The 17,096-nt window shown below is 71.3% G+C and carries 17 protein-coding genes; 11 read left to right on the plus strand and 6 right to left on the minus strand.

Annotated features, from left to right (window positions below; all coding sequences use genetic code 11):
* Nucleotides 1-204: 204 nt before the first annotated feature.
* Nucleotides 205-1,158, minus strand: a complete 954-nt coding sequence (locus ACIBJB_RS04685) for an EamA family transporter (protein ID WP_398926427.1) — start codon at nt 1,156-1,158, stop codon at nt 205-207.
* Nucleotides 1,159-1,273: 115 nt separating this feature from the next.
* On the opposite strand from ACIBJB_RS04685, the gene ACIBJB_RS04690 reads away from it, so the two are divergent.
* The gene (locus ACIBJB_RS04690) at nt 1,274-1,786 is read left to right on the plus strand and encodes a MarR family winged helix-turn-helix transcriptional regulator (protein ID WP_398926429.1); all 513 of its coding nucleotides are present in this window, start codon (nt 1,274-1,276) and stop codon (nt 1,784-1,786) included.
* On the opposite strand, the gene ACIBJB_RS04695 is transcribed toward ACIBJB_RS04690, so the two are convergent.
* Entirely contained in the window at nt 1,783-3,222 is a 1,440-nt protein-coding gene (locus tag ACIBJB_RS04695) for an FAD-dependent monooxygenase (RefSeq protein ID WP_398926431.1), read from the minus strand. The genes ACIBJB_RS04690 and ACIBJB_RS04695 overlap by 4 nt on opposite strands.
* 117 nt (nt 3,223-3,339) lie before the next feature.
* Here ACIBJB_RS04695 and ACIBJB_RS04700 point away from each other — a divergent pair, with 117 nt between their 5' ends.
* The gene (locus tag ACIBJB_RS04700; protein WP_398926433.1) at nt 3,340-3,933 is read left to right on the plus strand and encodes a TetR family transcriptional regulator; all 594 of its coding nucleotides are present in this window, start codon (nt 3,340-3,342) and stop codon (nt 3,931-3,933) included.
* 81 nt (nt 3,934-4,014) lie between these two features.
* On the opposite strand, the gene ACIBJB_RS04705 is transcribed toward ACIBJB_RS04700, so the two are convergent.
* The 3 genes from ACIBJB_RS04705 to ACIBJB_RS04715 form a co-directional block, all read right to left on the minus strand.
* Complete coding sequence (locus ACIBJB_RS04705) at nt 4,015-4,311, minus strand: hypothetical protein (protein WP_398926435.1); 297 nt, start codon at nt 4,309-4,311, stop codon at nt 4,015-4,017.
* Nucleotides 4,312-4,412: 101 nt separating this feature from the next.
* Nucleotides 4,413-6,467, minus strand: a complete 2,055-nt coding sequence (gene malQ, locus ACIBJB_RS04710; protein WP_398926437.1) for a 4-alpha-glucanotransferase — start codon at nt 6,465-6,467, stop codon at nt 4,413-4,415.
* Complete coding sequence (locus tag ACIBJB_RS04715; RefSeq protein WP_398926439.1) at nt 6,468-6,680, minus strand: hypothetical protein; 213 nt, start codon at nt 6,678-6,680, stop codon at nt 6,468-6,470. It abuts the gene before it with no gap.
* A 167-nt stretch (nt 6,681-6,847) separates the two neighbouring features.
* On the opposite strand from ACIBJB_RS04715, the gene ACIBJB_RS04720 reads away from it, so the two are divergent.
* The 3 genes from ACIBJB_RS04720 to ACIBJB_RS04730 are packed head-to-tail and all read left to right on the plus strand — an operon-like array spanning nt 6,848 to nt 9,473.
* Nucleotides 6,848-7,381 carry a PadR family transcriptional regulator gene (locus ACIBJB_RS04720; protein WP_398926441.1) on the plus strand — a complete coding sequence of 178 codons (534 nt, stop codon included), beginning with the start codon at nt 6,848-6,850 and terminating at the stop codon, nt 7,379-7,381.
* Nucleotides 7,378-8,076 (plus strand): ABC transporter ATP-binding protein, encoded by a 699-nt coding sequence (locus ACIBJB_RS04725; protein ID WP_398926443.1) that lies wholly within the window; start codon nt 7,378-7,380, stop codon nt 8,074-8,076. The genes ACIBJB_RS04720 and ACIBJB_RS04725 overlap by 4 nt, the downstream gene beginning before the upstream one ends.
* Nucleotides 8,073-9,473, plus strand: coding sequence for an ABC transporter permease (locus tag ACIBJB_RS04730; RefSeq protein WP_398926445.1), 1,401 nt, complete (start codon nt 8,073-8,075; stop codon nt 9,471-9,473). The genes ACIBJB_RS04725 and ACIBJB_RS04730 overlap by 4 nt, the downstream gene beginning before the upstream one ends.
* 88 nt (nt 9,474-9,561) lie before the next feature.
* On the opposite strand, the gene ACIBJB_RS04735 is transcribed toward ACIBJB_RS04730, so the two are convergent.
* Complete coding sequence (locus ACIBJB_RS04735; protein WP_020116449.1) at nt 9,562-10,098, minus strand: HNH endonuclease; 537 nt, start codon at nt 10,096-10,098, stop codon at nt 9,562-9,564.
* A gap of 282 nt (nt 10,099-10,380) precedes the next feature.
* Here ACIBJB_RS04735 and ACIBJB_RS04740 point away from each other — a divergent pair, with 282 nt between their 5' ends.
* From ACIBJB_RS04740 to ACIBJB_RS04765, 6 genes are all read left to right on the plus strand, one after another.
* Nucleotides 10,381-11,484, plus strand: coding sequence for a mechanosensitive ion channel family protein (locus ACIBJB_RS04740; protein ID WP_398926447.1), 1,104 nt, complete (start codon nt 10,381-10,383; stop codon nt 11,482-11,484).
* A 144-nt stretch (nt 11,485-11,628) separates the two neighbouring features.
* Nucleotides 11,629-12,468, plus strand: a complete 840-nt coding sequence (locus ACIBJB_RS04745; protein ID WP_398926449.1) for a hypothetical protein — start codon at nt 11,629-11,631, stop codon at nt 12,466-12,468.
* A 193-nt stretch (nt 12,469-12,661) separates the two neighbouring features.
* Nucleotides 12,662-13,855, plus strand: coding sequence for an ROK family protein (locus ACIBJB_RS04750; protein WP_398926451.1), 1,194 nt, complete (start codon nt 12,662-12,664; stop codon nt 13,853-13,855).
* Between the two features lie 55 nt (nt 13,856-13,910).
* Nucleotides 13,911-15,254 (plus strand): ABC transporter substrate-binding protein, encoded by a 1,344-nt coding sequence (locus ACIBJB_RS04755; RefSeq protein ID WP_398926453.1) that lies wholly within the window; start codon nt 13,911-13,913, stop codon nt 15,252-15,254.
* Nucleotides 15,255-15,256: 2 nt separating this feature from the next.
* Nucleotides 15,257-16,198: a carbohydrate ABC transporter permease gene (locus ACIBJB_RS04760; protein WP_398926455.1), complete on the plus strand. Its 942-nt coding sequence runs from the start codon at nt 15,257-15,259 to the stop codon at nt 16,196-16,198.
* Nucleotides 16,199-16,200: 2 nt separating this feature from the next.
* Nucleotides 16,201-17,094 (plus strand): carbohydrate ABC transporter permease, encoded by an 894-nt coding sequence (locus tag ACIBJB_RS04765; protein ID WP_398926457.1) that lies wholly within the window; start codon nt 16,201-16,203, stop codon nt 17,092-17,094.
* Nucleotides 17,095-17,096 lie beyond the last annotated feature (2 nt).

Raw genomic sequence — 17,096 nt, forward strand, 5'->3', positions numbered from 1 at the left:
ATAACGCCCCCGACGTCACCCGCAGCGCTTCCGGCTTCCCGCGCCCTCGTGCCCCCAAGGTCGTGGCGGCCGGACCCGTCTGGTCAGCCGAAACCCCTCGGCGATTGCCTCCCCCCGGCCCGAACCACCGGCCGACAGCGGGCCGCCCCCCAACCGCAGCGCTTCCAGCACCCTCGCGCCCCAGCCGTCGTGGCGCCGGACCCGTCAGGTCTGCCGCAGCGCCGCACCCGTCACGTCAGCCGAGGCCCCTCGGCGGTTGCCCACAGCGGGGCCGAACGTCCGGCCGGCAGTGGGCCGCGCCCCCAGTTGCCCCGCCACCGTCGCGCCGAAGGCGAGGGCCATGCCCGCCAGTTGCACCGGCGTCAGGCTCTGGCCGAGCGCCGCCCAGCCGACGACCGCGGCGGTCAGCGGGGACAGTGGGCCGAGGAAGGTGACCTGGGTGGCGGTGAGGCGGCCGATGCCGCGGAACCAGAGCCAGTACGCCACCGCCGTGTTCGCCAGCGCGAGGTAGAGGTAACCGCCGACCGCACCGCCGTCCAGGGCGGGCGGGGCGCCCTCGACGAGGAGGGCGAGGGGCGCGATGAGCAGGCCGCCGGCGGTGAGCTGCCAGGCGGTGAGGGCGAGCGGGCCCACCCCGTCGGGACGGCCCCAGCGCTTGGTCAGCACGGTGCCGGCGGACATGGAGGCGGCAGAGGTGAACGCCGCCGCCACGCCGACCACGTCCAGCGCCCCGGCCGCCTTGAGCACGACCAGGCTGACGCCGAACGCCGCCACGAGTCCGGTGAGCACACTCCTGGCCGTGGGCCGCTGCCCCAGCAGCACCGCCGACAGCCCGACGACGATCAGCGGCCCGACCGACCCGACCACCGCGGCCATCCCACCCGGCAGCCGGTACGCCGACAGGAACAGCAACGGGAAGAAAGCCCCGATGTTCAACGCCCCGAGCACGGCCGCCTTCCCCCACCAGACCCCGCGCGGCAGCACCCGGGCGAGGGCGAGCAGCACCAGTCCGGCGGGCAGGGCGCGCATCATCCCGGTGAACAGCGGACGGTCGGCGGGGAGGAACTCGGTGGTGACGGCGTAGGTGGTGCCCCAGGAGGCGGGAGCGAGGGCGGTGAGGAGGACGGTGGCGGTGCGGTTCATGGTCGGCGTGCTCATGGGTCCCCCTCGTAGCTGGCTCGGTAGAAGCTTACCTCTAAGCTACTTTCCCGCAAGCTACTTTTCCGCAAGCAACTTTCTTGCGGGTGACCCGACGCCTGCGGATACTCGGCACATGAGTGCACAGCGCAAGGACGCCGTCGACGCGATCATCGACCAGTGGGCGGCCGTGCGGCCCGACCTCGACACCAGGGCCATGGAGGTCTTCGGGCGGATCTACCGCCTCTCCCGCACCATGGGCGACCGCGCGGAGAAGGCGTACGCCCCCTACGGCATCTCCCGTGGCGAATTCGACGTTCTCGCCACCCTCCGCCGCGCCGGCGAGCCGTACACCCTCTCCCCCCGCCAGCTCTCCTCGACGCTGATGCTCACCACGGGCGGCATGACCGGCCGCCTCGACAAACTGGAACGCGCCGCCCTCCTCCGCCGCTCCCCCGACCCCCACGACCGCCGAGGCCTCCAAGTGACCCTGACGGAGAAGGGATTGGCGGTCATCGACGAGGCGGTGGGAGCGGGCCTGGCGGCCCAGACGGCGGCCCTGTCCTACCTCGACGACGAACAGGCCGGCCAACTGGCCGACCTGTTGCGGGAGTTGCTCGCGGGCGCAGAGGGATCACAGCAGCATTAGTCACCCACATGGGCGGCCAACGCCGCCTTCACGGCCGCTTCGTCCGCATCCTCCGCCGCCCACCCCACATATCCGTCGGGCCGCACCAGGACGGTCGTACGGCTGGAGGTCGCCCAGCGCTCCACGGCGAGGCGGTCCTTGTGGGCGCCCCAGTCGCCGTACGCCTCGGGCTCGGGAGTGATCAGGACGAAGCGGCCGCCGCGCAGGGCCTCGTAGAGGCGGGTGCCCCGCAGGGCCACGTCCGGGACCCGGGTGCCGGTGAGCCGGTGGGCCCCATGGGGGGCGGCGTACCGGTAGCCGACACCGGTGATCCGGCCGACCGCCCTGCGCCGGGCCGGGCCGACGCTGTCGAGGAAGGCGGCCACTCCCGCCCGCAGTGCCCGGGTCCAGGGGCGCCGGGCCATGCCGAGCCGGACCAGTCCGCCGCTGCTGCGCAGCACGGACCGGCCGACGGGGTGCCGCTCCGCCTGGTAGGTGTCGAGCAGGCCGGGGCTCGCGTGGCCGCGCAGGACCTGGGCGAGCTTCCAGCTGAGGTTGGCCGCGTCCTGCAGGCCGGTGTTCATTCCCTGTCCGCCGGCCGGGCTGTGGACGTGGGCGGCGTCCCCGGCGAGGAAGACCCGTCCGACGCGATAGCGGGGCGCCTGGCGTTCGTCGCTGTGGAAGCGCGACATCCAGCGCGGGTCGTGCATGCCGAAGTCACTGCCCAGAGCGAGCCGTGCGGTCTCCTTGATCTCGTCGAGGTCGAGCGGCTCGCTGTCGGAGACGTTCCGGCTGCGCTGCCAGCCGAAGACGCGGTAGTAGCCGTCGCCGAAGGGGGCGAGGAAGGCGAAGGCGCCGTCGACGGCGTTGACGGTGAACAGGGACCCGGGCTCCTCGGCGAGCTTCACGTCCGCGAGCACGACGGACCGGATCACGGAGCGGCCGGGAAAGGGCAGCCCGAGCGCGTTCCGGACGGCGCTGCGCATCCCGTCGGCGCCGACGACGTACGCGGCACGCAGCTCCTGCTGCGCTCCGGCGGCGGTGCGGACCTCGACGGTGACGCCGTCCGCGTCCTGGGTCAGGCCGGTCATCTCGGACTCGTACCGGAACTCGACGCCCGCCGCGACGGCCCGCCGCTCCAACGCCTTCTCGACCTCGTACTGCGGGATGACGAGGAGGTGGTTGAAGTGGGAGGGGAGGGTGGTGAGGTCGACGGTGAGGCGGGTGAACAGGCCGAGGGTGTCGAGGGTGCGGCCGACCGCCTCCAGCTCGTCGGCGAGGCCGCGGGCGTCGAGCTGTTCGAGGGTGCGGGCGTGCACGACGAAGGCACGGGAGAGGTTGCTGATCTCGTGCGGACGCTTCTCGACGAGGGTGACGGGGACGCCGGCGGTGGCGAGGTCACCGGCCAGAAGGAGGCCGGTGGGACCGGAGCCGACAACGATCACGGTGCTGTTCATACCGACCTCCTGGCTGTTGCCAACGCTTGTTTGCCAACGCTCGTTGACGAAGGTAGCGCGGCATTCCGAGCGGGTCAACACTTGTTGGCCAACGCGTGTTGGCTTAAGCTCACCGGCATGAACGGCAGCAAGAGCCCGGATTCCGGTTCCACCAGCGTGCGTCGCCGCTCCGACGCCACCCGCACCGCGATCCTCGCCGCGGCCCGTGAGCGTTTCGCCGCCGACGGATACGAGCGCGCCACCATCCGCGCCATCGCCAAGGACGCGAGCATCGATCCGTCGATGGTGATGCGCTACTACGGCAGCAAGGAGGGCCTGTTCGCGGCGGTCGTGGCCGTCGACCTGAAGCTGCCGGACCTCGCCGCGCTGCCCCGGCACGACGTCGGCCGGGTGCTGGTGTCGCACTTCCTCACCATGTGGGAGGAGAACGAGGTGCTCACCGCCCTGCTCCGGGTCGGTGTGACCAATCAGGCCGGGACCGAGCGCACCCAGGGCGTCTTCCGGGACCAGTTGCTGCCGGTCGCCCGTCAGGTGTGCCCGGATCCCGAGCAGGCTCCGGCGCGGGCCGGGCTGATGGCGACGCAGTTGCTCGGGCTGGGGCTCACCCGGTACGTCCTGCGCTTCCCGCCGGTCGTCGCACTGACCCGCGAGGAGGTCGTCGCGTGGCTGGCCCCGACTCTGCAGCGGTACCTCACGGCGCCGAGCCCCTGAGAACGCGCCGGGGCGCCGGCCCCGCCCACGTACGGCTGACGCGCGTACGTGTGGCGGGGCCGGCGCCCCGGGAAAGTCGGGTCAGGCCTTCGATCCGGCCTTGGCCTCGGCATCGGCGGGCCTGGTCTTGATGTTGCGGCTGGTCACCCGGTGCTCTTCCTTGGACTTGTCCAGGACCATCACGAGGCCGGCGATGACCGCGAACAGGGCGAGCGGGGCCACGACGTAGAGGCCCAGCGTCTCGATGACGCTCAGGCCCGAGCCGGGGTCGTCACCGTCGTCGCGGGACAGCGCGGAGGCGGGGGACGACATGAGCAGCATCATCAGCGTCGTACCGGCCACCAGGGCGCCGGCGCGCAGGGCGTTCTTCTTGTCCACGGAGTCAAAGTATCCAACCGCGGTCGGGGCCGCGCGCCCGGGGTGCCGTAGAAGCGCCCGGGCCGTGCGAGCACCCGCCCCCCCACGGCACCGACAGCCCCCTACGGCGCCCGCAGCACCTCCACCAACGCATGCAACCGCGGCGACGCCGCCAGGTCCTCCAGCGTCACCACCCGCCCCTCCCCGTCGGCGATCGGCAACCGCCAGTTCGGATACTGGTCCCACGTCCCCGGCAGGTTCTGCGGCCGGCGGTCCCCCACCGTGTCCGGCAGCCAGATGCCCACCATCCGGGCGGGGGTGTGCAGCAGGAACCGGTGGACGGCCTGGATCTGGGCCTCCTCCGAGGAGGGGTCGGCGCCGCCCCCCGTGCCGTGCAGCAGGCCGAGACGGGCCAGCAGCTCCAGCCACTCCCCGATGTCCGCCGAGGCCTCCGCGCGTTCCTCGTCCAGCGGCCGGGTCAACAGGCCGAGACTGTCCCGGAGTTCGACATGCTCACCGGTGAGACGGGACGCCGTCGGGGGCAGGTCGTGCGTGGTCGCCGTCGCCAGACAGTCCGCCCGCCACCGCTCGGGCGGCAGCGGGCGCCCGTCGCCCTCCCAGTCCCGTTCGAACCACAGCACCGACGTCCCCAGCACCCCGCGCTCGCGCAGCACCTCCCGGACACCGGGTTCGACCGTGCCGAGGTCCTCCCCGATCACCACCGCCCCGGCCCGCGACGCCTCCAGGACGAGCACGGCCAGCATCGCCTCCGCGTCGTAGCGGACGTAGGTGCCCTCCGTCGGCGGCCGCCCCTGCGGGACCCACCACAGCCGGAACAGGCCCATGACATGGTCGATGCGCAGCGCGCCGGCGTACCGGAACAGGGCCCGCAGCAACTGCCGGTACGGCGCGTACCCCGACTCCGCCAGGCGGTCCGGGCGCCACGGCGGCAGCCCCCAGTCCTGGCCGCGCGCGTTGAAGGCGTCCGGAGGCGCCCCTACGGACATCCCGGCCGCGAAGTACGCCTGTTGGGCCCACGCGTCCGCGCCCTCGGGATGCACGCCCACCGCGAGGTCGTGGACGACACCCACCGGCATCCCCGCCTCCCGCGCGACCCGCTGGGCGGCGCCGAGCTGGCTCTCGGTGAGCCAGGCGAGGCGGGAGTGGAAGTCGACGCGGTCCATCAGCTCGCCGCGGGCACGGGCCGTCTCGGCCGAGCGCGGGTCGCGGAGTCCGGCCGGCCAGCTGCGCCAGTCCGAGCCGTGCACCTCCGCCAGCGCGCACCAGGTCGCGTGGTCCTCCAGGGCCTCGCCGCCCTCGGCGAGGTAGTCGGCGTAGGCGGCGCGGCGGCCGGGTCCGAGAGGGATCTCGCGGACGAGTTCCAGCGCCTCCCGCTTCAGCTCCCACACGGCGTCCCGGTCGATCAGCGCGCCCTTGCCCAGCACCGCCTCCCGCAGCCGCTCGGCCCGCTCGCGCAGGGCCTGCAGCCGGTCGGGGTCCGCGACCTGGACGTACTCGGGGATGTCCTCGATCCGCAGGTGCACGGGGTCGGGGAAGCGGCGCGAGGAGGGCCGGTAGGGGGACGGGTCGGTGGGGGCGCCGGGCACGGCCGCGTGCAGCGGGTTGACCTGGACGAAGCCGGCGCCGAGGGCGCGCCCCGCCCAGGAGGTCAGTTCGGCGAGGTCGCCGAGGTCGCCCATGCCCCAGGACCGGTGCGAGAGCAGGGAGTACAGCTGGACGAGCACGCCGTACGACCGCCCGGGCGGCGCCGGCAGCCGGGGCGGGGCCACGATCAGGTGGGCGTCGGCGGTGCGGCCGTCGGGGGCGGTCGCGGTCAGCCGGTGGACGCCGGGCGGGAGCTGGTCGGCGGCGGAGCGGGTCTCGCCCTGTTCGGTCGCGATGCGCAGCCGGGTGCCCTCGGGCAGGTCGGCCACGAAGGCGGGCGGGCTGCCGCTCCAGCACACCACCGTCGGCGGCAGCAGGCGCTCGCGCAGCTCGCGCTCACGGGCCGCGAGCGCGGCGGCCGGGTCGCCCGCGTCGACGCCGAGGGCGGCCAGGGTCAGCGTGACGGCGGTGGCGGAGGCGGCGACCGTACGGTCCGGGGAGGGCTGGTAGGAGGTGGCGACGCCGTACGACTCGGCGAGGCGGGACAGCTCCGGACCGGGGGGCGCCGTCATCTACGGCTCCAGGTATGCGTCGGACTCGCTGATCAGGTGGGCGGCGTCGGCGAGCGGCGGTTCGCTGGTCAGGGGCTCGGCGTCGGGCAGGGGCGGTTCGCTGGTGAGCGGGGTCTCCGTGCAGGCGCCCTCGGCGCTGAAGACACAGAAGTGTTCAGCGGGCGCCTCGGGTTTGGACAGGGCCGAGAGCAGAAGGGGTGCCGATGCGGCCACGGGGGCCTCCTTGTCGAGTACGACGACGGGGGTTATCGCAGCCCTACCCACAGGACGCGACGCCAGACGTCCCGGAGGGGAGAACGTGCTTTTCGTCATGGCGCGCCGACCACTCATCACTTGATCACTATTCACTCGGTACATATACGTGATGCATACTGATCGCCATGAGCACCCGCCACATCCTGCTGGGGCTGCTCGCCGGAGGGCCGAGCCATGGCTACGACCTCAAGCGACGCCACGACGACCGTTTCCCCGAGGCCCGTCCACTGGCCTACGGGCAGGTCTACACGACCCTGCAGCGCCTGGTCAGGGACGGCCTCGCCGAGGTCGACGGAACCGACTCGGACGGCGGCCCGGAGCGCACCAGGTACCGCTCGACCGAGGCGGGCGCGCGTGAACTGGCCGAGTGGGCCGGGCAGATCGCCCCGCCCGCGCCTTTCGTGACCAACGAGATCTTCGCCAAGGTCGTCGTCTCGATCCTGGCGGGCGGTGACCCGGCCGCCTATCTCCGGGCCCAGCGGGCCGCGCACATGGCCCGGATGCGGGAGCTCACTGCGGTCAAGACGGCTCCGGGGGCCGACCTCGCGACCGTGCTCTCGGCGGACTACGCCCTCAACCACCTCGACGCCGACCTCCGCTGGATGCACACGACGGCGGCCCGGCTCACCCCTTTGACCGCGGAGGTCGACTCAGCATGAACACATCGGGGGAGAACCCGTTGCCGCTTCTCGCGGCCCGCGACCTCGTCAAGGCGTACGGCAGGTCCGAGGCCCTGCGGGGCGCCTCGGTGGGGCTGGACGCCGGCGAGATCCTCGCCGTCACCGGCACCAGCGGCAGCGGGAAGTCGACGCTGCTGCACTGCCTGGCCGGGATCGTGCGACCGGACGCCGGTTCGGTGTCCTACGGCGGTGAGCGCCTCGACGAGCTGCCCGAAAAGCGGCTGAGCGAGCTGCGCCGGACGGAGTTCGGCGTGGTCTTCCAGTTCGGGCAGCTCATCCCCGAACTGACGGCGGTCGACAACGTGGCGCTGCCGCTGCTGCTCGCGGGCCTCTCCCGCGCCGACGCCCACACCCGGGCCGGTGAGTGGCTGGAGCGGTTCGGAGTGCGCGGCCAGGCCGGTCTCCGGCCCGGCGAGATGAGCGGCGGCCAGGCCCAGCGGACCGCGCTGGCCCGCGCCCTGATCACCGGGCCGAAGGTCGTCTTCGCGGACGAGCCGACCGGCGCGCTGGACTCCCTGGCGACCGAGCAGGTCATGACGGCCCTGGTCCGCACGGCCCGCGAGGCCGGCACGGCGGTCCTGCTGATCACCCATGACGCCCAGGTGGCGGCGTACGCGGACCGCGAGGTGCGGATGGCCGACGGGGCCGTGGTCCCGGTGGGGGTGACGGCATGACGACCGCTCTCGAGGCGCGGAGCGGCAGCCCGCTGACCGCCGATCTCCGCCTGGCCTGGCTGCTCACCCGCGGTTCCGACCGGCGGGAGTGGTGGCGGGTCGGGCTCACGGCCCTGGGCGCGGCGCTCGCGACCGGCTTCGCGCTGGCCGCCGTCTGTCTCGCCTCGCTCCGGGGGCAGTACGACATCCCCGTGGGCGCGGGCCTCCTCGACGAGCCCGGCACCCGCGCCGGCGTGATCGTCGCCCTGCTGCTCCTGCTGGTGCCGGTCCTCGGCTTCCTCGGCCAGTGCGCCCGGATCGGAGCCGTGCACCGCGACCGGCGCCTGGCGGGGTTGCGGCTGGCGGGCGCGTCCTCCGCCCAGGTACGGCGGATCGCCGCGCTGGAGACGGGCCTGGCCTGTCTGCTCGGCTCGGTGCTCGCGACGGCCGTCTCGGTGGTGGTGCTGCTGGGCCGGTGGCAGAGCCCGGCCGCCCTCGCCTGGGCCGGGTTCGCGGTGATCGGCCTCGGCGTGCCGGTGCTGGGCGCGAGTGCGGGTGCGCTGGCACTGCGCCGGGTGGTCGCCTCGCCGCTGGGATGGGTGCGGCGGGTGCCGTCGCGCTCGCGACGGACGTCGGGGCTGCTGTTCGCGGGCGGAGTGCTGCTCGTGGCCGCCCTGGCTCCGGTCGCCGTGGCCGTGACCTCCAGCGGCGGCCCGCGCGGCAGCAGCTCGCCGTTCGAAGGGGGACCGCTGATCGTGGCCGGCCTGCTCGTCGTGGTCGGCGCGGCCGCGGTGGGCCTTGTCGGGGGGACGGCGGGGCTGATGGGCCGGGTGCTCGCGCGCCGGGCCCGTACGGCGGCGACGCTGATCGCGGCGGAGCGGCTGCGCGAGGACCCGTGGGCGGCGGCCCGTACCCATGCGGCGGTGCTCCTGGTGACGGCCGTCGGGACGGGCTTCGTGGGCGTCCGTCAGGCACTGAACGCCGAGCTGGACCAGACGCGGTACCTCGCGGCGGACCGCTCCTTCTACACCGCGGGCCTGGACCTGACCGCCGCCGCGATCCTCGTCGCCCTGGCGATCACCCTCGGCGGCCTCGCGGTCGGCACCGTCGAGTCCCTGGCCACCCGGCGCCGGGGCCTGGCCGCGCAGGCGGCCGCCGGGGTGCCGCGCGCGGTGCTCGGCCGGGCGCTGCTCCTGGAGACCGCCCTGCCGCTCGCCCCCGCGCTCCTGCTGGGCGGGGCCGGAGGCATGGCGATCGGCGTCTGGTACGCCCGGCTCACCATGGACGGGCGACCCGTCACGCCGTACGCCGCCCTCGTGGTCCCGCTCGGGGTGTACGCGGCCTGTCTCCTGGCCGCCGCCACGTCCCTGCCGCTGCTGCGCCGCTCGGTCCGCCCGGCGGAGCTCAGGCACACATGACCGGGTGATGCTCCGGTCCCGGAGGTACGGGGGCCTCCGGGGCCGGTCCGAGCCGCCGCGTGCGGCAACACAAAGGCCCGGATCGTCGTCAGGCAGAGATGCCGTCGATCCGGGCCATGGCGTCCTCGGCGCCGTACGGTTGCAAGTACGGCAGCCAGCGTGGGTCCCTGTGCCCGGTGCCGATGATGCGCCAGGCCAGACCGGTGGGCGGGGCGGGTTTGTGGCGCAGCCGCCAGCCGATCTCGAACAGGTGTCGGTCGGCCTTCACATGGTTGCAGCGCCGGCAGGACGCCACGACGTTGTCCCAGACGTGCTTGCCCCCGCGGCTGCGCGGGATGACGTGGTCGACGCTGGTTGCGACGCCACCGCAGTACATGCACCGGCCCCCGTCGCGGGCGAAGAGCGCCCTGCGGGTGAGAGGAACGGGTCCCCGATAGGGAACCCGGACGAATCGCTTGAGCCGGACCACGCTGGGTGCGGGGACTGTGACGGTCGCGCTGTGCATGAAGGCGCCGGATTCCTCGAGGGAGACCGCCTTGTTCTCCAGGACGAGGACGAGCGCGCGTCGGAGCGGTACGACGCCGAGGGGCTCGTACGACGCGTTGAGTACCAGGACATGCGGCACGGATGCCTCCTTGGGCGTCGGCGGCACGTGGCTCGCGCCGGGACGATCTGAGGTCAGTCTCCCCTCTGGGCCGGGAGAAACGCCACCATCTCCCGGTAACGGGCTGGGAGTGTTTTCGACCACACCTTTCTTCATCCCCAGGTGAGAGCCGTCTCTCCCCCGAACCTTGCAACGATCCCCACACGATGCACCGTTAGTGTGGTGAGCCTGCTTTACCGGTGACCTTTTCGTGACCTTGACCGCCGTACCGGAAGGCAGACGCAGCACCTGGAGGTACCTGCCGTGTCCTTGTCCGCCGTCCTACTGGCCGCGAGTCCGTCGCCGTCGCCGTCCCCCTCGGACACCTCGACGCCGGCCGTGCCGAGTCTCCAGGACGCCCAGGAGAGCGCGACGAACGCCGCGAGCTGGGTCGAGCAGAACTGGTCGACCTGGCTGGCGATCAGTCTGCGGGTCCTGCTGATCCTGGTGATCGCCGGGATTCTGAGAATGGTCGTGCGGCGGGCCATCACCAAGCTCATAGACCGGATGAACCGCACCGCCCAGGCGGTCGACGGCACCGCGATCGGCGGTCTGCTCGTCAACAACGAGCGCCGCCGGCAGCGCTCGCAGGCCATCGGCTCGGTGCTGCGCTCGGTGGCGAGCTTCATCATCATGGGCACCGCCGCCCTGATGGTCCTGGGCGCCTTCGAGATCAACCTGGCCCCGCTGCTCGCCTCCGCCGGTGTCGCGGGTGTGGCGATCGGTTTCGGCGCCCGCAACCTCGTCACGGACTTCCTCTCCGGCGTGTTCATGATCCTTGAGGACCAGTACGGCGTCGGCGACACCATCGACGCGGGCGTGGCCTCCGGCGAGGTCATCGAGGTCGGCCTCAGGGTGACCAAGCTGCGCGGCGCCAACGGCGAGATCTGGTACGTCCGCAACGGCGAGGTCAAGCGCATCGGCAACCTCTCCCAGGGCTGGGCGACGGCCGGCGTGGACGTGACCGTGCGGGCCTCCGAGGACCTCGACAACGTGAAGCGGGTGCTGGGCGAGGTCGCCGAGAAGATGAGCAAGGAGGAGCCCTGGAACGAGCTCCTGTGGAGCCCGATCGAGGTCCTCGGCCTCGACAGCGTCCTGCTGGACTCCATGGTCGTGCGGGTCTCCGCCAAGACGATGCCCGGCAAGTCCCTCACGGTCGAGCGTGAGCTGCGCTGGCGCATCAAGCGCGCCTTCGACGCGGCGGACATCCGCATCGTAGGCGGCGCGGGCGGCCTCACCGACGCGGAGGCCGCAGACCCGACCGAGGCGGTCGCGGCCCCGTCGGTCTTCTCCAACTCCGAGTCCCCGCAGGCCGCGGCGGCCTCCCCGCTCACTCCGGCACCGGCTCAGCGTCCCGCGGCGAAGTAGCCGACGGTGAAGCAGCGAACTCTCACCGTCTTCACGTGAACCCCACGTTCCGGTCACGGATGTGATCGTCTACCGTCACCCCCACAGCGGGCCCTTGTTCTGGAGCGCAACGCCCAGGGGCCCGCTTCGAATGTGGGGAAACGCATGAGAAAGCTCGCCATAGGCATCGCCGCGTCCGGTGCCCTGGCACTGACCGGTCTGGTCGCGCCGGTCGCGTCCGCGGCCGACTCGCCCGACCTGGTCTTCTCCGCCGTCACGGTCAACAGCGGCAAGGCGATCGTCGTCGGCACCACCGCCACCGTGAAGGTGCCGGTGACGTACACCCTCACCCGCCCCTCCGACCTGACGGTCGACTACAAGACCACCTTCGTCGGCGTCCTGCTCTACCGGGGCACGCTCGGCAGGATGACGAACGAGGTCGAGCCCGAGGCCCTGCCCACCTGCATCCCGGCCGCGACGACGGACACCACCGTCACCGAGTCGTGCAAGGAGACCCTGGTGATCAGCCCCGAGGACTCCCTGTACTCGGCCTCGGACGCCACCACCTGGAAGGCGGCCGGCCTCTACAGCAGGATGGACCAGGACGAGGACGGCTCCGACGGCCACATCCACCTCGGCTACGACTTCGACGCCTGGGGTCCCCTCGGCAGCGGCGTCCAGGTCAAGCGCGCGGCGAAGCTCACCGCCAACGCGTCGCCCGAGCCGGTCAGGAAGGGCGCGACCATCACGGTCACCGGCAAACTGACCCGGGCGAACTGGGACACCGGCACATACACGGGTTACACCTCCCAGCAGGCCATCCTTCAGTTCCGCGCCAAGAGCTCGACCAGCTACACCACCGTCAAGACGGTGACCTCCGGGACCGGCGGCGCGCTGAAGACGACGACGAAGGCCACCAAGGACGGCTACTACCGCTACGTTTTCGCGGGTACGACCACGACCGGCAAGGCGACGGCCGCCGGCGACTACATCGACGTGACGTAGGCGCTCGCTGCCGCCTCCCGATCACCCCTCGGCCGCCCCCGCAGGTAACGACTCCGTTTCCTGCGGGGGCGGTTTGTCGTTCCCCTCTTGACGGACAGGTGGTCCAGACCTAAGTTCCGGTGCATCCGATAGGAAACCTTCCTAACAGTCGCCGGACAGTACAGTCGTCCGGCAGTCACGGAGAGGGGCACCCATGGCAGGCACACCACGCACACTCCGCGCCATGAACGACCGTGCCGCGCTCGACCTCCTGCTGGAGCACGGCCCCCTCTCCCGTACGCGGATCGGCAAGCTCACCGGCCTCTCCAAGCCGACCGCGTCCCAGCTCCTGGCCCGCCTGGAGACGTCGGGACTCGTCCTCGCCACCGGTACCACCGAGGGCAGGCCCGGTCCCAACGCCCAGCTGTACGAGGTCGACCCGACCGCCGCGTACGCCGCCGGGCTCGACGTCACCCCCGAACGCATCCTCGCCGCGGTCGCCGACATCACCGGCCGCACGGTGGGCTCCTTCGAACTGCCGACCCCTGGACGCAGACCCGCCCAGCCCGTCGTCCAGCAGGTCACCGACGCCCTCGACGGCGCGGTCAAGGCGGCGGGACTCGCCCGCGCCGATGTCCACCGGCTCGTCATCGGCACCCCGGGCGCCTTCGACCCGGGCACGGGCCGGCTGCGCTACGCCTCCCACCTGCCCGGCTGGCACACCCCCGCCCTCCTCGGCGAACTCGCCGCCGCCCTGCCCATGCCGGTCGAGTACGAGAACGACGTCAACCTGGTGGCCGTGGCCGAACAACGGCTCGGGGCGGCCCGCGGGCACGACGACTTCGTGCTGCTGTGGAACGAGGGCGGTCTCGGTGCCGCCCTGGTCCTCGGCGGACGGCTGCACCGCGGCTGGACCGGCGGCGCGGGAGAGGTAGGTTTCCTGCCGGTTCCCGGAGCACCCCTGGTGCGGCAGGTGAGGAAAGCCAACAGTGGTGGCTATCAGGAGCTGGCGGGCTCCCAGGCCATCCCCCACCTCGCCCGCGAGCTCGGCATGACGGACATCCCCTCGGGGCCGTACGCCGAGGTCGCCGCCGCCCTCGTCGAGCGTGCCGCCACCGAGGACACCGTCCTGAACCGGCTGCTCCTGGAGACCTACGCCACCCGCCTGGCCACCGGTCTCGCCTCCCTCGTCTCCGTCCTCGACCCCGAACTCGTCGTCCTCAGCGGCGCCTCGCTCACCGCCGGCGGCGACACCCTGCGCGCCCTCGTCCAGGCCGAGCTGGAGGAACTGGCAGCCTCCCGCCCCCGGCTGGTCGTCGGCGCCGTCCATGAACATCCCGTGCTGCGCGGCGCGCTGGAGAGCGCGCTCGCGGCCACCCGCGACGAGGTCTTCGACACCTCGCGCTGAACCCCCGTACCCCACCCCCCTCTTCCACGCCGTCCCGTCCCTGGGAGACCCCGTCATGCGCACAGCCATACCCTCAGTCGCCCGAAAAGCGGCCTTTGCCCTGACCGTGTCCGCGGTGCTCGTCACCACCGCCTGTACCGGCCAGTCCTCCTCCGGCGCCGAGGACGACGCCTCGAAGGAGACGACCATCAACTTCTGGCACGCCTGGAGCGCGGACTCCGAGGTCAAGGCCGTGAAGACGCTGGTCGCCGGGTTCGAGAAGGCGCACCCCAATATCCACGTCAACGTCGTCGGCAACATGACCGACGACAAGATCAACCAGGCGCTGCGCACGGGCGGCGGCAAGGCCCCGGACGTCATCTCGTCGTTCACCACGAACAACGTGGGCAAGTTCTGCTCCTCGGGTGCGCTGGTCGACCTCAACCCGTTCTTCAAGAAGTCGGGCGTCGACCCGGAGAAGACCTTCCCGGCCGCGATGAACGAGTACACGCAGTTCGACGGCGACCGCTGTGCCGTGCCGCTGCTGGGCGACGCGTACGGGCTCTACTACAACAAGACCGCGTTCGAGAAGGCCGGCATCACCTCGCCGCCCAAGACCTGGTCCCAGTTCGAGGCCGACGCCAAGAAGCTGACGATCACACAGGGCAGCACCTACAAGCAGCTCGGCTTCATGCCGAACTACCACGGCTGGGAGACGACGACGGAGCACTACCTCGGCCAGTTCTCGCCGAAGTACTTCGACGCCGGCGGCAAGTCGAACGTCGCCAAGGACCCCGCGTTCAAGGCGGCGTTCACCCTCCAGAAGAAGCTCGCCGACGAGCTCGGCGGCTACAAGAAGCTGGAGACGTACCGCGCCACGCTGGGCGACGAGTGGGGTCCCAAGCACCCCTTCCAGACCGGCCAGGTCGCCATGCAGCTGGACGGTGAGTGGCGGCTGGGCATGGCCCTGGACGCCAAGCCCGGCTTCGAGATCGGTGTCGCCCCGCTGCCCGTCCCCGACGACCAGGCGGACCAGTACGGCAAGGGTTACATCACCGGCACGATCGCCGGCATCGCGGCGAACAGCACCAAGCAGAACGCGGCCTGGGAGTTCGTCAAGTACATCACCACGGACACGGACGCGGTCGTCGGCTTCTCGAACGACATCCACAACGTGCCGTCCACGCTCGCCGCCCTCAAGTCGCCCAAGCTGAAGTACGACCCGCGCTTCAAGACGTTCCTGGACATCGCGGCGAACCCGAACTCGTCCTCGTCCCCGGCGTCGATCAACGGCGGTGTCTACCTCGCCACGATCCAGAACTTCGGCTACGACTACGAGAGCGGCAAGGCCACCGACCTGGACAAGGGCCTCGCCGACACGGCCCGGCAGATCGACACGGACATCGCGCAGGCGAAGTAGCGATGAGCACCGTCACACTGGCGTCGAAGCGCCGCCGGTCGGCGCTTCGGACCCTCGCCTTCATGTCGCCCTGGTTGATCGGCTTCACGGTCTTCTTCGCCTATCCGCTGCTCTCGACCGTCTACTTCTCGTTCATGCACTACGACGGCTTCAAGCCGCCGACCTGGAGCGGGACGAAGAACTGGACCTACGTCTTCGAGCACTACCCCTACTTCTGGCCGGCCCTGCGCAACACCCTGTGGCTGGTCGTGGTGATGGTCTCCCTCCGGGTCGTCTTCGGCCTCGGGGTCGGCCTGCTCATCACGAAGATCAAGACGGGTACGGGGGTCTTCCGGACGCTCTTCTACCTGCCGTATCTTGCCCCGCCCGTCGCGGCCACCATGGCCTTCGCGTTCCTCCTCAACCCCGGTACGGGACCGGTCAACTCGGTCCTGGAGAAGGTCGGCATCCCCGCCCCCGGCTGGTTCAACGACCCCACCTGGTCGAAGCCTGCCCTCACCCTGCTCGCCCTGTGGGGCATCGGTGACCTGATGGTCATCTTCATGGCCGCGCTGCTCGACGTGCCGACAGAGCAGTACGAGGCGGCCGAGCTGGACGGGGCGTCCGCCTGGCAGCGGTTCCGGTTCGTCACCCTTCCCAACATCTCGCCGATCGTGATGTTCGCCGTGGTCACCGGCGTGATCCAGACGATGCAGTACTACACACAGCCACTCATCGCCGGAAAGGTCGCCTCGGGTGTGATCCAGGGGGCGGGCACCCAGTTCGAGCCGGGCTACCCGGAGAAGTCCACGCTGACCCTCCCCCAGCTCGTCTACAACCTCGGCTTCCAGCGCTTCGACTACGGCTCCGCGTGTGTCGTCGCCCTCGTCCTCTTCGCCCTGTCGATGGTGTTCACCGCGTTCCTCATGCGGCGCCGGGGCGGTCTCATCCAGGCAGGTGACTGACCATGACCCAAGTACTGGACCGGCCGGTGGAGCTGAAGACCCCGGCCTCGCCCGCCGAGCGCACCGCCCGGCGCAAGGCGCTGCTGGAGTGGGTCGCGATCCACTCCCTCGGCCTCGCCGCGGCCCTCTTCTTCACGCTGCCCTTCGTGTTCGTGTTCCTGACCTCGCTGATGAGCGACACCCAGGCCCTCAGCCGCGATCTGATCCCACACACCTGGGAATGGGGCAACTACCGGCGGGTCTTCGACACCCCGGGCTTCCTGACCTGGTGGCGCAACACGCTCGTCTACGCGGGACTGGGAACAGTCCTTACGGTCGTGTCGTCGATCCCGGTGGCGTACGCGCTCGCCAAGTTCCGCTTCCGGGGCCGCAATCTCTCCCTGATGCTGGTCATCTCGATGATGATGTTGCCGCCGCAGGTCGTCATCATCCCGATGTACCTCTTCTGGGCGAAGCAGCTGGGCCTGTCGGGCACCCTGTGGCCACTGATCATCCCGATGGCGTTCGGGGACGCGTTCTCGATCTTCCTGCTCCGGCAGTTCCTGATGACGATCCCCAACGAGTACGTGGACGCGGCGAAGGTCGACGGCTGCGGCGATCTGCGCACCCTGCTGAAGGTCGTCATTCCCATGGCCAAGCCCGGGATCGCGGCCGTGGCCCTCTTCCAGTTCTTCTACGCCTGGAACGACTACTTCGGCCCGCAGATCTACGCCTCGGAGAACCAGAACGCCTGGACGCTCAGTTACGGCCTGGAGTCCTTCAAGGGCATGCACCACACCGACTGGAACCTCACCATGGCTGCGACCGTGCTGGTCATGGCCCCCGTGATCCTCGTGTTCTTCTTCGCGCAGAAGGCGTTCGTCGAGGGCGTCACGCTGACCGGAGTGAAGGGTTAAGG

This window comes from Streptomyces sp. NPDC050759, from assembly GCF_044456945.1.
In the GTDB taxonomy this organism is placed as follows: Bacteria; Actinomycetota; Actinomycetes; order Streptomycetales; family Streptomycetaceae; genus Streptomyces.